The sequence below is a fragment of the Crassaminicella profunda genome (genome assembly GCF_019884785.1).
In the GTDB taxonomy this organism is placed as follows: Bacteria; Bacillota; Clostridia; order Peptostreptococcales; family Thermotaleaceae; genus Crassaminicella; species Crassaminicella profunda.
The window spans coordinates 3,278,165-3,293,306 of sequence record NZ_CP082326.1; the positions used below are offsets into that span (position 1 = coordinate 3,278,165).

Below are 15,142 nucleotides of genomic sequence, written 5' to 3' on the forward strand. Positions count from 1 at the left end.
CCCATTCCTACTACTTGCACTTTGAAACCCGAACTGGATTCTTTTAATTCTACAAAATCTATATCTTTATCACTATCGTCCAAAATATCTTTATACACAAATATAAAATATATATGGTCTATATTATAGTATTAGAAAACCCTGTATTCAATAAAACATTTCTAAGAATTTTTTCTTTATCTTCATACTTTATCGTTATTTCTACTAAAGGTAATCCAGCTTCCATGCAGATTTTTATTGAAGGCTCCTCCTTCTTACTCCCATGAATCTTTGCTCAATTACTTCGATTTCTTCATTAGAAGTATAAAAGATGTATAGTTCCCTTGATGGGTTACTTAAATGTAAACTTTTATATTCTTTCCATGCACTGGTAGAATTAGTGTGATTCGATATAACTGACATATCTTGTATAACTCTTTTATTATCTATAGAATTAGCTTTCAAGGCTTCTACTAATACCCATCTGTCAGCATATTGATTTCTCACATCCTGCCATTTCATAAAGTTCTCTCCAATCAGGAAGATTTAGTTCTAAAATATGTAAAAGACATTTATTTAAAATTTCTGTTACAATACTAAAAAATGATTTCAAACGGGATAAATCCTGTATACAAAGGAGGGAATTTAAAAGCCTCTCCAACCAAGAAGTTTTATTATATCATTAGATCTCTCGCAAAGTTTCTAAAACCTTTGGACCTATCAAATATTTATTTTCAAATCTTCTATTTTTCTATATAATGTCATACGCGGTATTTCTAAAATTCTAGCTGCCTCTGCTTTATTATTATTACTTTGAACCAAGGCTTTTTCAATTAATTCCTTTTCTACTTTCTTTAATATGTTATAAAATCCTGATTCTCCTTGATTTCCTTTGACAATAAGATCTATAAAGAGATTTGCTGGTAAATCTTTGTCTGTTATTATAGTATCCTCTGCATTTACAGATGCCTTTCCAAGAACATTTCTAAGTTCTCTTACATTTCCTGGCCAAGAATACTTCATTAGAATCTCCATAGCATCTTTTGATAGTTTCCTATAAAGTCCATATTCTTTATGAAATGCTATAAGGAAATCTTCAGCTAGTTTAGGAATATCTCCTGCTCTTTCTCTGAGGGGAGGTATTTGAAGGTTAAGTACATTTAATCTATAATATAAATCTTCTCTGAATTTCTTTTCAGCAATCTTATTTTCCAAGTTCTTATGGGTTGCAGATATGATTTTTACATCTATGGGAATAGGCTTATTATCTCCTATTCGAGTTATTTCTCTTTCTTGAATGACTCTTAATATTTTAGCCTGCATATAATAAGGCATATCAGCGATTTCATCTAAAAATATGGTCCCACCATTGGCAATTTCAAATTTTCCTATATTTCCTTCAGCCTTAGCACCCGTAAAAGAACCACCTTCGTAACCAAACAATTCTGATTCCAACAAATTTTCTGGTATAGCAGAGGTGTTTATGCTTACAAAAGGCATATGGGCTCTATCACTTTCATTGTGAATAGCTTGAGCAAAGAGTTCCTTTCCCACACCGCTTTCTCCTGTGATGAGCACATTAAGATTCAAGTTTGCTATTTTTTTAACTGTTCTTTTACATAATTTCATGGGTTTAGAATCCCCTATGATGTCCGACAAAGTATATTTGGCACGATTTAATCGGGCAATTTCTTTTTTGTATAGCTTAAGTTTTTTATCTAGTATTTCACATTTTTTTAATATTTCTTTCATTTCATTAACTTTTTCAAAGAGAATCATCCCTAGTCCGCCCATTAAATTGCCTTGATTATCAAATATGGGTATCCTATGGCATATGGCTTCCCTATCATTAGGAAATACATGCCTTACAGCTATATCTGCTTTTTTCTTATTTAATGCCCATAAAAACTTTGATGTAGGGTTGATTTCTGTAACAATTTTTCCTATCATGTCTTCTATTGGAATTTTTAAAAAATCTGAAAACGCTTTGTTGATATAAATCATACGACCATCTTTATCTAAAAAATCTATTGCTATAGGGATATTGTCAAAGGCACTATGGCAAAACGATATAAATTCTTTTGAACCAATAAACTTTTCCATATGGGACCATCCTTTATGAGATTTTTCTATATCTATCTTAACATAAATTATGTCTTACGGTAATCACAAAGGTATGGTGATTTGTCATTTTTTCAAAATATACCTAATTTTATAAATTTAGTAACAAAATGTTTCATATGTAACAAAACGTTACACTCATCTTCTCTATTCTTGAACTCTCATCCTATCTAAAATCTGTTTATCTGCCTATTTGTAACCCTTTTTATTTCTTGGCACAAATATTGCTAGATTATTCCTATAAATCATCAAAATATAAGAAACAGCAAGGAGGAATTTCAATATGGAAAATGTCAAACTCATTTATAAGAATAAACTAAAGACTGTAGAGGATGCACTAAAACTCATTCAAAGTAATGATGTGCTCTTTTCAGCACAAGCAGCCGCAGAACCTATGGTCTTACTAGAAAACCTTCATAAAATAAAAGACAATGGCGTATCAGGTGTGCAGCTTCAAACCTGCCTACCCATAGGGAATTATGAAGTGATAAAAAATCCATCTTACAAAGATGTGGTATTTAACCATGGATGGTATTTTACAAAAGCATTAAGAAATGCCCATGAAAAAGGGAATAGTACCTTCACTCCTCAACATGCCCATATCGCTGTTTGGAAAAAGTTATCTGCTATAAAAGATAAAAGATTGGTCCTATTATGTAGTTGTTCCCCTATGGACAAACACGGGTATCTATCATTATCTATCAGTAATATATATGAAAAGGAATTAATAGATGCTGGAGCCCACATTATATGTGAGGTTAGCCACAATTATCCAAGAACCTTTGGAGACAATATCATACATGTTAGTCAAGTGGATGCCATTGTGGAAAGCAATAGAGATGTACCAGAAATAAAGATCAACCCCTATACAGATATAGATAAAAAGATAGGAGAAACCATCGCTGAACTAGTGGAAAATGGTGCCACAATCCAATTAGGAGTGGGAAATATTCCAAACGCTGTTGCCAATGAATTAAAGGTGAAAAAACATCTAGGAATCCATACAGAAATGTTCACAGAAACCATGATAGATTTAATTGAATGTGGTGCAGTAGATAATTCTCAAAAAGGCTTTTATAATGGCTATTCTGTATGTTCTTTTGCCTTTGGTTCAAAAAAACTTTATGATTATTTAGATGATAACCCTACAGTATTATTTAAACCTGGCTCATGGGTGAATGACCCATTTCAAATAAAAAATAATAAAAAGTTTACCTCTATTAATGCAAGTCTTGAAATAGATTTAACAGGGCAATGTGCTTCTGAATCTATTGGAAATGTACAATATTCAGGAACTGGTGGGCAAGTAGATACAGTACTAGGCTCTCAAAAGTCTGAAGGGGGTAAATCCATCATAGCTATGTATTCTACCTATACAAGAAAAGATGAATTAGGAAATGAAAAGACCTATTCAAAAATAGTGCCTTTTCTAAAACAAGGTTCTATCGTAAGTCTTTCAAGAAATGATGTGGACTATGTAGTAACAGAACATGGTGTTGCGTGGTTAAGAGGTCTGTCTATAAAGGATCGGGTAAATGCCTTGATTAACATAGCACATCCTAATTTTAGAGATTGGCTTAGATTTGAAGCGAAGAAAAATTGTATATGGTGATATGTATTTGTTTTTAAAGGAAAGCTTTTCACTATCAACTAAAGGGAGGTTTTATCGTATGAATCAAAATGATACTTGGGTCAAAGTTTTATTAGCAGGAGCAATCCTCATGCTCATAGCCCAAATTGCTAAATTGCCTATACTTCTTGTTATTTCTTTCCCAGTAGTTATGGTCTCATGGATGACTCTGGGTGCCTTGAGAAAAAACAAAGTTGGAAAGGGATTGAAATTTTCATTAATATCACTTTATATCATATGGACAGTAGGGTTTTTAGCTATGACACTCATGGAGAATTCCACATTTAATGGAACTGTATTAGGATTCATGCCTAGCACAGCCATTATGATCTATGGTGTCTGGCTTCTTCCCTATATATTCGGTACTTTGGTATACGGGTTTCGATTTGATAAAGATTATTTAGATGAAAATGATATTGTTAAATTTGAAAAGCAACTCGGTCACGAAACAGAATTACACTAAATTTAAAGGAGGCGCTTATAAATGAGTACAGTTATAACTATCATCGTTATATATATGCTTATTGTACTAGCAATTGGATTTTGGGCAATGAAACAGACGAAAAATTCATCTGACTTCTTTGTTGCTGGAAAACAATTAGGGATTATCGCAGTTGCCATGGCTTCATTCTCTGCTGCCATATCTGGATATGTATTTGTAGGAGGTCCTGGTTTAGAATACAAATTAGGTATAGGTACTCTTTGGATGACCTTTCCTACATCTATCTCTTTTACTATGGCTTGGCTTATATTAGGTAAAAAGATGAGATTTTTAGCAGAAACAAGGGATTGTATGACCGTTTCTGATGCCATATATGCAAGATACCAAAGTAAAGGGGCTAGCTTCTTATCTGCTATCGCTTCATTAGTAGGTCTTGTCCTTTACTTAGCAACCCAAATAAGTGCCTTTGCATTTATTCTATCCCCTATATTTGGATTGTCCTTTAAAGCATCTGTTCTTATAGGTATGGGCGTAGTTCTTGTATACTCAGTTGCTGGTGGTATGCTTGCAGGGGTATATACAGATGTTTTCCAAGGTTCCTTAATGGCTGTAGCTTCTTTATTTGTATTTGGATATACCTTGCTTCATGGAGGCGGCATGGCAAATATGACTGCTACCCTTGCAAATAAAGTAAGTCCAGAGTTTGTAGGTCCCTTTGGTTTAGTAGGACCCTCTCTTGCAATAGGTTGGTTCTTTTGTCTATCCATAGGTATCGTTGGACAACCGCAAATTGCCCATAAATTCTATATGATCAAAGATGTTAAAAAGTTAAAATGGGGTCCTGCATTAGCTGGATTGGCAGGAATGCTTGGAGGACTATTGTGGTTAGGTGTTGGATTAGTCATAAGATACAAAGTAGAAATCGGAGAATTGGCAGCACTTGAAAATTCAGACTATGCAATATCCATATTCCTAAATACATATTCTCCAAAAATACTAGCAGGGATCATCTATGCTGGAATTATATCTGCAGTTATGTCTACAGCAGACTCATTTATCAACCTAGCGTCAGCATCTATCGTTAGAGATATGCCAAAACTCTTTGACAAGCACATCTCTTCAGAAGAAGAATTAAAGTATGGTAGACTGGCAGTTGTATTGTTATCAATTCTTACAGTGATTGTATCTTTTATATTTGGAACGAAAGGTATCGCCATATTAGGTGCCTTTGGATGGGGAACTTTTGCAGCCGCATTAGCTCCAGCATTAGGAATTGGTCTGAACTGGAAAAGAGGGACAAAAGAAGGCGCTTTTTGGTCCATATTAATAGGCTTAGTCTTAAATGTTGGTTTAGAAGTATCTAAACGTTTAGGTATGTCCTTTTATCAAGATATCTTTGCACCCCTTAAAATATACAATGGTACATTAACATTGGTTATTTCAATCATCGTCTATATAGTTGTTTCATACATGACATCAGAGCCTGAATTAGATCATGATATGCGTGCTGTGATGGACTCTTAAAAATATCAATGAAAGTAGAGGGGGTTTTATGAAAGAATATATCATAGATATCATGCCAAAGTTTTTCAAGGTTGGATTTTATCAAAAACAATATTATGACATTATCATTACTAACAAAAGATTATTGCTTGTATGGCTAGGAGAAAGCTTTAAGCCATGGATGCTCAGGGCTGACCCTGGTCAAAACAAAAGGGATCTTTTAGAAAATCTAGATATAACTGAAATAGAAAAATATAGCAAAAATAATATCCTTATAAAATATACCCACATAAAAGATTTACTCCTAAATAAAAGAACCTTTTTTAAAAATGGTTCCATCGCAATAAATACGAAAAATGAAACATATCAACTCTATACAGATGATAAAAAAATAGATATGACGAAATTTTTTCACATTCTTAATGAAACATTTGAAGACAAGGTTAGCAAATCATTTTAAGGAGGTCTCAAATATATGTTAGAAAAAAAAGTAGCTATTGTAACAGGAGCAGCTAGTGGTATAGGACTAAAAATCGCTGAGTCCTTTGCTAAAGCTCATGTACAGGTGATCATGGCTGATATTAATGAAGAAAGATTAGAAAAAGAGTCTCAAAGGATAGGTGCATACTATTTTAAAACAGATTTAAGCAAAAAAGAAGATTGTAAAAGCTTAGTTGATTATGCTTTAGGTAAGTTCTCTAAGGTAGATATTCTAGTAAATGTTGCAGGTATACAAACTGTGTCTCCTATAGAAGATTTTCCAGAAGACAAATGGGATTTTATGATTTCGCTTATGCTAACTGCCCCCTTCTTACTTACAAAATATGTATGGAATTCAATGAAGGAACAAAACTGGGGTAGAATCATTAATTTAAATTCAATCCATGGATTAGTAGCTTCCAAATACAAATCAGCATACGTCTCAGCTAAACATGGCTTGGGCGGACTAACAAAAACTGCCGCTTTAGAAGGAGGCGCCCATGGTATTACTGTAAATTCAATTTGTCCTTCATATGTTAGAACACCTTTAGTAGATAATCAAATTGAAGATCAAGCTAAATCCCATGGTATATCAGCAGAAAAAGTAATTCACGAAATTATGTTAGAAAAGGCCGCTGTAAAGAAATTAATCGACCCTTCAAACATTGCAGAGGTAACCAAATTTTTATGTTCTGATGCAGCAGCCTGTATATCAGGTTCTATGATGTCTATGGATGGTGGATGGACAGCTAGTTAATAATCAACGTAACCCTGCAAAAATATCCTATACATTAAAGTTTTTACATCACCTAAATACTAAGTCTTGTTATCTATGGACTGTACCATTCTAATACGCCAGACTATACGAGCTGGCGTATTAGAATTACTAAGTTAAAAACGAAAAATTTGTTTATATCAATTTTATAAACAAATTTTTAAGCAGATAGTCGTTATTTTTTGTTTTGCAATAAAAACATTCTTAAACTTAGTATTCAAGGGGTCCCCTCCAAGGTATTCTTCTCACTATATTGACCACTAGACATTTAGCCACATATTTCTAAATTTATCCATTATTATTTATAATATTCCCCAGAAAATTACTACTTTTTTATTTATTAACTGCTAAATTTTTAAAATCTATCATAATACCATTTTTATACATAAAATCTACTCCTAAAATAGCATCAAATCCATAATTTTCTCTAGTTATCCCTAACTGTACTGTAAAATCTCTTAATATAAATTCCTCAATCGTTAAATCTGAAACTGTTTGCTCATAACATAATTCACTTTCTCCACCAACACCATACATTCGTCTTGCTTTTCCTTTAATAGGATCAATAACTAGATCTATATCTTCTACTGCATCTGTATCAAATATTGTATTGGAAGACCCTGTATCCAATAAAACATTTTTAAGAATTTTTTCTTTATCTTTATACTTTATTGTTATTTCTACTAAAGGTAATCCATCCTCCATACGGATTTTCATTACATGCTCCTCCTTCTTACTCCCATGAATCTTTGTTCGATTACTTCAATTTCTTCATTAGAAGTATGAAAGATATATAGTTCCCTTGATGGATCACTTAAATGTAAACTTTTATATTCTTTCCACGCATCCGTAGAATCAGTATGATTCGATATAACTGCCATATCTTGAATAACTCTTTTATTATCTATAGAATTAGCTTTCAATGCTTCTACTAATACCCACCTGTTAGCATATTGTGTTCTTACATCATGCCATTTCATAAAATCCCCTCCAATCAGGAAGTTTTATTTGTTAGTTTTATTATATCATAATTTCTACACTTCAATTCTGACTTCTCACCGTACTCTAAGCAAAACATTATGATAAAAGATTTTTTTTCTTTATCAAAAGCCAATATATCCAATCTAAAATTATCTTCAATACTCTGATTATAATAGCTTCAACAGTTTACTGTATAAACCTAGAACTGACACTAGAATACTCTCTATACTTTAGGTATCTAGCAAGAATACCACTAGGAGAATTTCTCTTTTTATCAAGGATTCGACAATCCCCTATAACGACAAATGAATCTTTCGCTCTTGAAACAGCAACATTGAGCATATTAACTCCTCTATCAGAAAAATAAGATTGTTTATTTCGTTCAGTATACACTGATGAAAATAAAATAATGTGCCGCTCAGCCCCTTGGAGGGAATGTACAGTTCCTACTGTAATATTTTCAAATCCTTTATTTTTTCTTAGTTCATGCATAATAGCTCTTGATTGTTCTTTAAAAGGTGTCACAACTGCAACAATATCGGCAATGCTCTTTTCATCATTAGATTTAGGACCATTATAATAATCTAACAGCAGTTTAGCATTATTAACTATCCAATTCTCTATAGCCTTTGCTTCTATTATATTTCTACGGCTTGAATTATAATTTTCTGATTTCCCAGCAACATGCAAGTGTCCCATATGCTCAAACGGAAAGTCTTTAAGGTTGTTTTTACGTCTTGGATTTAGTTTACCTTTATAAGCTAGTTCATTACAGTACTCAATAATCTCAGGGATACATCTTCGGTGTTCTGTCAAATATAATCCACCCTCGCCATACTTGCAAAAGTTGGATCGCCGCTTTGCTATATTCATCAGATTACCATTATATGCTGAATATCCAGATTCAAAAAACACTTCATTATTAACATCCTTTACATAATTCTTCATATTCGGAGAATCTGAAAATCTTTCCACACTCCATACCGGTTCTATCTGATAAGTATCACCTACCATAACCGCTTTCTTAGCCAATGCAAAAAGTGGAAGACATACCTCTGGAGACGCTTGTCCAGCTTCATCTACAACTAGAATATCAATAAAATCATATAAATAGTCTGGTATCCAGACTTTCTCTTCATTATAATATCCATGTTCCATAAACTTAGGAATCATATAAAAAGTAGACACAAGACATGGTGTAAGTTTAGCAATCCTTCTCCACTGTTTTTTTCGTTTCTTTTTTGATTTTTTATCTTCATAACCCTCTTTTATGTTTATAGTTACCTCTTGAATCCACTTCCCCTCATAATAGTGCGTAGCCAGTCTGAATGCCTCATATCTTAATGTCATATCAAGAGCATTATTAATATCATCTTTAATATGATCCGAATACTCTATAGAAGCATCATACCTTAATCCAATATTAACTATTTCATCTTTAATTTTGGAGATTTCTTTAATGTCGTTTTTTATCTCTGATATCTTTTGATTACATTGATGTAGCATTTTAGTTGCTTTTGATCTATTTTCCATAATACAATTTTCTATCCCTTTATAACTTTGAACTATATTTTCACCTACAAGTAAAGGATGCTCATCAATAAATCTACTAAAATGTCTTATAAAAATTGGATTTAATACATTCATTCTCATAAAAATTCTCTTAAAAAACGGAAAATTTTTGAACCAATTTTCAAATTCAATATCAATATCATCCCATGCAGCCTTATTTATTTCATAAAAGGTATGTTTATCTCTAAAATCTTCTACAACTCTGCAAATAGTAGGCTTATACTTTTTTTCAATATTTATGATATAATTCGAAAGTTCATCTACCTTTTGGATTGTTTCCTCGATTTGAGCAACGTCTTTAGCTAATTTCTTATGTATTGCATTATTTGCATTTTCTATAGAACTAAAACAACTCTTTTTTTGGAAATACCGTGATGCACATTCTAAAAAATACTGTGATGCCTTATTCAAATAATCTTCTGATTCAATATCATTAAGAAACCCAACAATTTTACTTTTCTCTGGTACTATAACTTGATATTTCTTAGCAGCTTCTTTTTGCTTATTTGGAGAAACCAAATAGCTTCCAAAACTATCTACTCCAGAAATCCAACGTTGACCAAGTATATTGGATTTATCAAACACATTTGAAAAACTATTTATTATATTGGTAACTGCTTGATTGTTGTTTGATGTTGCTAAAATAATAGGAGGCTCTGCTTTTTTTAGTGCAGCTTTCACATATTCATGGGATATTACTGTATGTAAAAAAGTTGTCTTTCCTGTTCCAGGAGGTCCATTCACAGCAAAAACATCTCCTTTTTTTCCATTCACATAGTGATTTATTGTTTCTCTTTGCGACTCTGATAATGGGTATTCGCACCCCATTTGACCCATATGTTTAGCAGAGGCAAGATACTGTTTTTTATCATCCACTACATCTAAATGCTGTTTTTCTTTAATATTAAAAAGATTTGTAATCAAAGGCGAAAAATCATTTTTTTTATTCTTTATCATACTTTCATAATAATTCATCAAATGAACTGTTGAATTTAATACCAAGTCATTTAACACAATATAAGAAGATGCATCTTGTGTATAATTGTTCATGCTAAATTCTTTGATAATGTTTCCAGTGACTTTGTGTACCATATTATCAGTAAAACACCAGAATGCCTTCCATCCTTCTTTAAGTGGTGGTATCTTTTCTTTGCTTAAAAAAGCGTCCAAATCTTTTATATCCCCAACAGCAAAACATGCTAATTCTGTTGGGTTTAGTATTTTCCTTGCAATCCATGGAAGAATGTCCGCATGCTCTGTCTCCCCTTTTAAGTTTAACTTTGCTGGAATCATTAAAGGAACAACCCTTTTAGGGAATTTTAATTCATCCCCATGTTCCACATTGACATTCATAACTATCGGGCAGAGAATAACATCTATTTTCCACCCCTGTTCCTTTGCTAGCATCAGCTTTTTTTTATTCCCTTTAAACTTTAAATAAAATAAATAATCTGTTGTAGCCTGATTAATTTTTCCCTGAACCATTTCATATAATTTTATTTTGCTTATCAAATGTTCTATAATCAACTTCTTTCTTTGTGCTATCCGCAACAGAATGTCTATAGTACTCAATCATATCTAAAATTTTTGGTGAAATAGTCATATCATACCCCCGTAGTACCCACACATTTATTCTGTCATACTCATATTCATATACACTTCATGGTGATATGAATTACAAAAGTACGAATATATTTTATTTTTTAGCTAGATATTCCTTAGTGTTGTCTCTAATATATTAAACAAATTTCAAAAAATTTTACTCATAGTATTTAACTCCCTATTTTAGACAATATATCCCCTAAGAAATATAATTGCTGATGCCACCTAACGGGCCTATAATTATTAATATCATAAATTTTTTTAAAATTTCCTTACGTTCTAAATCAATGAGCTCTAATCTTTTTTCATTGATGTCTATAAGAATCCATAGATTTTCATAGTTTGGATTTTCTTTAATCTTTTTTTCTTCCCAACCTACATATTCGTTTCCTATATGTATTTTGGCAGATGCATTTAATTTCACCTTGTTTCCTGTGTATTTAAAAAAACTTCCTGTATAAAGTAGCATGCTTATAAAGATACTGCACACGATTGTCCATAATAATCTTTTTCTCAATATTCCCCCTCCCTCCTGCATAATTCATTATATGCAGGAAAAAGGATTGTCTATTCCTCTCCAAATAACTACCTGCATGATTTAGTTCTTGTTTTCAAATAATTAAGTAATCCATAATAAAATCCCCTATGATAGATAGTTATATTATTTTAACTATCTACCCTAAGGGGAGCATATCAGTTTTAGGGAATTTTTGTTTGTATAAATATCAAAATCGAGCACATAATGATCTACCTTGCACCACCATAGATCCCTTATTACCTAGATCTGATCTTTCGACCAAACCCAAGCAGTTCACAACCCATGATGATGGTTCGTTCGACCATACACAATACCTTAACAGCTATATGGAATCTTTCGACCCCATACAACCATTAGTCCTAAGACCTGCGGCACTATGCATAATCTTCGCTCGACCCTATATGATAAGTTGGGATCTTATTACAATCAAATAAATTCGACTGTAATAAAACCTTTCCTAACCATATAAAATCTTCTCTCCGACTGTATACGAACCCGCCAAGACCCGTATACAATCTTTGACCGACCTATATATACCCCTGACAAGAGCACATATAAGTCTTGGCTCAACCATTATATACCCGATGTTATTATATTAACCAGTTAGAGAATAATATATGCTGGTAACTTATTACAAGACCATATAAATAACAATCAGTTACATAACAAAGCTCATGGATTTAATCTAGGATCTATTGATCTATATTACAAAAACCAAATTGTAATACTTCCAACTTAAATCTATATATAAATATATCCACAATATACAAATAATGTTAAAATAAGAAAAGCTAGTTTTAAAATTTATCTAGTTGTTAGTACGTATTAATTCATTTTTTTAATTGGAGGGAATAGTCATGAAAAAAAGCTTTATTGCAAGTATAATATGTATTTTGATGGTTTCTATTTTTATGGTAGGTTGTGCACATCAACAAGTTATAGAGATAAAAATAGGAGATTATGTACAATTTGGGAAATACAATGATGCACCAATACTTTGGAGAGTAATCAACATAGATGCAGATAGGAAGCCTCTACTTTTTTCAGATAAAATCATATCTTTAAAAGCATTTGATGCAGCTGGTAATTATCATAGTAATGAATGTAGAATAGATTGTGGAAGTAACTATTGGAAAGATTCAAATATTAGACAATGGTTAAATAGTGATAACAAAGCAGGTACAATAAACTGGATACAAAACCCACCATCCAAAGAAAATATGTTTGAAGGATATGATCCTTATGAAACTGAAAAAGGATTTTTAGCAGATGGAAACTTTACAGCAAATGAACGGAATAGCATAAATCCAATTGTTCATAAATCTTTACTAGATGATATAGATAAAGATAAAAAAGATGGTGGAGAAAATAACCTCGTTCTAGCTTCTGATATAACAGAAATAGTACAAAATTATGATAATGCTTATTATGAAATGGTAGAAGATAAGGTATTTTTATTATCTGTGAAGGAATTACATGACTATGTATGGAAAAATAGAAGTATATTAGGAAAAGAATATTATATAGGAAAACCAACTAAAGAAGCAGTTGCTCATTCTCCAGAAAAAAATATAAAATTAGATTCTAAGCATAGCTGGAGTAGTTGGTTACGTACTCCTGTTGATGCTCCTAGTGGTCCTTCTTTTGTACGTATGATTAAGAGCGATGGTTCTATTTTTGACTATTTTGCATCTTTTGGTGGTCGTGGTGGTATTCGCCCAGCTCTATCTTTAAATTCATCTTCTATAATCTCCAAATCAGGTTCTGGTGTTGAGTCAGATCCTTATATTGTTGAAGGGGTTCCTCAAGAAAAAGAGAAATAGTTGATAAGTGTATATTATAGAGCATTCTCTTTCTTTTTTATTGAAGGATATTCTCTAGCTCTTTTAGATTATTCCACCCATAACCAACTTCCTTCAATTCTTTTCCGCCTATTTCAATATTTCTTCTCTTTACTATTTTTCCACCTGTTTTTTCATAAAACCTACATGATTTATTTTCTTCTAATGCCCATATAAGCATGTTATTGATCCCTATGCTTATTAGATTTCTGACCACCTGTTTAAAAATTTCTTTCCCTAATCCTTTTTTCTGATACCCTTCTAAAACATAGATTGCATATATTTCTCCTTTATACGCTAAATCACCATTTCTTTCCCTTCCATACGTTGCAAATCCTACTATTTTATTATCTTTCTCACATACCAATGCTTTTATATTATCTTCCTCAAATTTTTCCCGTATCCATTCTACAGTTTCTTCTATTTTTTCTTTCCTTTCTTGAAGAAATTTATCTGGCACAATCCCTTTGTATGTAGTTAACCACGTTTCAACATTTACATATGCTATCTGTGGTGCATCATCTATAGTAGCCACTCTTATATTCATATCTATACCTCCGATTTTTAATGCTACACTCCTAATAACTAAAATAAAACCATAGAATAGAGGCAGCAAACACAACTGCCAAAACATAATAAAAATATGCTACCTTAGATTCTACTTATTTTATTGGATATTCACTTCCTATAGGCTGACGGCAATATTTTTTTTAATGGGGGAGTACTGCTCCAAATTTTTTAAAAGTATGTTATCTACTGTAAACTCCCTCAGATCACTTTGAAGCAATCTTATCACCTAATATTCTTATCAATTTTTTTTTAGTAGATCGCTGTCCACTAAATACTTCATATTCTTTACTTCCAACTTTCATGTACAATTTAGAGCCAAAATTATCTCTAATACTGCTTATTTCTTCTATATCATACAATCTATCTCCTATTACTAAATTGTTTTCTCCGTACATAACCTTATATCCCATATACATTTTTATTTTTATTAAAATATATTGAGCTATCATCATTATCACCATATTAATTGCTATTGTTTTTAAGAATCCTACTTCTACAATCAAACCTCTATTTATACTAACTGAGAGAAAGATACAAATAATAAGAATTATGCCATATGCTATTAATAGTGATTTTTTATAAGGTTTTATATGCGTTAAATTTAAATCTTTCACTCTATTCTCCACTATTTTCGCCTCTGCAAAACTGGTGATTACTCCCCACATCTGCATATATATCATATAAGGAAGTACTATACTAGATCCATTTCTTGTTCCTAAATTTTCATACGTCATAATATACATGAAAATCGTTACTGCTCCTAATAGTATAAGCACCCATTTCAGAATGCTCTCTTTTATTTTAATAATTCTTTTCATATGATTTTCACTTCCCTTTAATGTTTATGGTAGATAACGATTAAATTTCCGCCCATAGGTTCCTTTTTATCCATATATGGACATATTTGCGACACTATGTCGGGATTATTTGCTTGTCTCTGTTCTTTTAATTAATTATCTTATATATCCCATTTGATTAGCTTTCATTTTTACTTATGCTTTTCTTGATTCCATAAATATGAACCTTTGTCGTTTTTTTCTACTATTACGATATACATAAAAATCTATATCCGATTGAGGTATTATTACCTATATACCAACATTTTGAA

At 31.9% G+C, this 15,142-nt stretch carries 14 protein-coding genes; 6 read left to right on the top strand and 8 right to left on the bottom strand.

Going from position 1 to position 15,142, the window contains the following annotated elements:
* Positions 1 to 234 precede the first annotated feature (234 nt).
* Together K7H06_RS15275 and K7H06_RS15280 are read right to left on the bottom strand one after the other, a co-directional pair.
* A complete protein-coding gene (locus K7H06_RS15275) occupies positions 235 to 501 on the bottom strand; it encodes a hypothetical protein (RefSeq protein ID WP_223036895.1) in 267 nt (88 codons plus the stop codon).
* A 198-nt stretch (positions 502 to 699) separates the two neighbouring features.
* Positions 700 to 2,082: a sigma-54 interaction domain-containing protein gene (locus tag K7H06_RS15280; protein WP_223036896.1), complete on the bottom strand. Its 1,383-nt coding sequence runs from the start codon at positions 2,080 to 2,082 to the stop codon at positions 700 to 702.
* A 301-nt stretch (positions 2,083 to 2,383) separates the two neighbouring features.
* On the opposite strand from K7H06_RS15280, the gene K7H06_RS15285 reads away from it, so the two are divergent.
* The 5 genes from K7H06_RS15285 to K7H06_RS15305 are packed head-to-tail and all read left to right on the top strand — an operon-like array spanning position 2,384 to position 6,912.
* Positions 2,384 to 3,712 carry an acetyl-CoA hydrolase/transferase family protein gene (locus K7H06_RS15285; RefSeq protein WP_223036897.1) on the top strand — a complete coding sequence of 443 codons (1,329 nt, stop codon included), beginning with the start codon at positions 2,384 to 2,386 and terminating at the stop codon, positions 3,710 to 3,712.
* A 58-nt stretch (positions 3,713 to 3,770) separates the two neighbouring features.
* Positions 3,771 to 4,193 carry a hypothetical protein gene (locus tag K7H06_RS15290; RefSeq protein WP_223036898.1) on the top strand — a complete coding sequence of 141 codons (423 nt, stop codon included), beginning with the start codon at positions 3,771 to 3,773 and terminating at the stop codon, positions 4,191 to 4,193.
* A gap of 21 nt (positions 4,194 to 4,214) precedes the next feature.
* On the top strand, positions 4,215 to 5,696 hold the full coding sequence (locus tag K7H06_RS15295) for a sodium:solute symporter family transporter (protein WP_223036899.1): 1,482 nt from the start codon (positions 4,215 to 4,217) through the stop codon (positions 5,694 to 5,696).
* A gap of 28 nt (positions 5,697 to 5,724) precedes the next feature.
* Positions 5,725 to 6,135 (top strand): hypothetical protein, encoded by a 411-nt coding sequence (locus K7H06_RS15300; protein WP_223036900.1) that lies wholly within the window; start codon positions 5,725 to 5,727, stop codon positions 6,133 to 6,135.
* 15 nt (positions 6,136 to 6,150) lie between these two features.
* Positions 6,151 to 6,912, top strand: coding sequence for a 3-hydroxybutyrate dehydrogenase (locus K7H06_RS15305; protein ID WP_223036901.1), 762 nt, complete (start codon positions 6,151 to 6,153; stop codon positions 6,910 to 6,912).
* Positions 6,913 to 7,263: 351 nt separating this feature from the next.
* Here K7H06_RS15305 and K7H06_RS15310 read toward each other — a convergent pair whose 3' ends face one another.
* The 4 genes from K7H06_RS15310 to K7H06_RS15325 form a co-directional block, all read right to left on the bottom strand.
* Positions 7,264 to 7,647, bottom strand: coding sequence for a retropepsin-like aspartic protease (locus K7H06_RS15310; RefSeq protein WP_223036902.1), 384 nt, complete (start codon positions 7,645 to 7,647; stop codon positions 7,264 to 7,266).
* Positions 7,647 to 7,910, bottom strand: a complete 264-nt coding sequence (locus K7H06_RS15315) for a hypothetical protein (protein ID WP_223036903.1) — start codon at positions 7,908 to 7,910, stop codon at positions 7,647 to 7,649. The genes K7H06_RS15310 and K7H06_RS15315 overlap by 1 nt, the downstream gene beginning before the upstream one ends.
* 187 nt (positions 7,911 to 8,097) lie before the next feature.
* Positions 8,098 to 10,995: a DEAD/DEAH box helicase gene (locus K7H06_RS15320; RefSeq protein WP_223036904.1), complete on the bottom strand. Its 2,898-nt coding sequence runs from the start codon at positions 10,993 to 10,995 to the stop codon at positions 8,098 to 8,100.
* A gap of 289 nt (positions 10,996 to 11,284) precedes the next feature.
* On the bottom strand, positions 11,285 to 11,602 hold the full coding sequence (locus tag K7H06_RS15325; protein ID WP_223036905.1) for a hypothetical protein: 318 nt from the start codon (positions 11,600 to 11,602) through the stop codon (positions 11,285 to 11,287).
* 878 nt (positions 11,603 to 12,480) lie between these two features.
* Here K7H06_RS15325 and K7H06_RS15330 point away from each other — a divergent pair.
* Complete coding sequence (locus tag K7H06_RS15330) at positions 12,481 to 13,446, top strand: DUF6273 domain-containing protein (RefSeq protein ID WP_223036906.1); 966 nt, start codon at positions 12,481 to 12,483, stop codon at positions 13,444 to 13,446.
* A 37-nt stretch (positions 13,447 to 13,483) separates the two neighbouring features.
* Here K7H06_RS15330 and K7H06_RS15335 read toward each other — a convergent pair whose 3' ends face one another.
* Positions 13,484 to 14,011 carry a GNAT family N-acetyltransferase gene (locus tag K7H06_RS15335; protein WP_223036907.1) on the bottom strand — a complete coding sequence of 176 codons (528 nt, stop codon included), beginning with the start codon at positions 14,009 to 14,011 and terminating at the stop codon, positions 13,484 to 13,486.
* Positions 14,012 to 14,237: 226 nt separating this feature from the next.
* A complete protein-coding gene (locus tag K7H06_RS15340; protein ID WP_223036908.1) occupies positions 14,238 to 14,852 on the bottom strand; it encodes a hypothetical protein in 615 nt (204 codons plus the stop codon).
* Between the last annotated feature and the right edge of the window lie 290 nt (positions 14,853 to 15,142).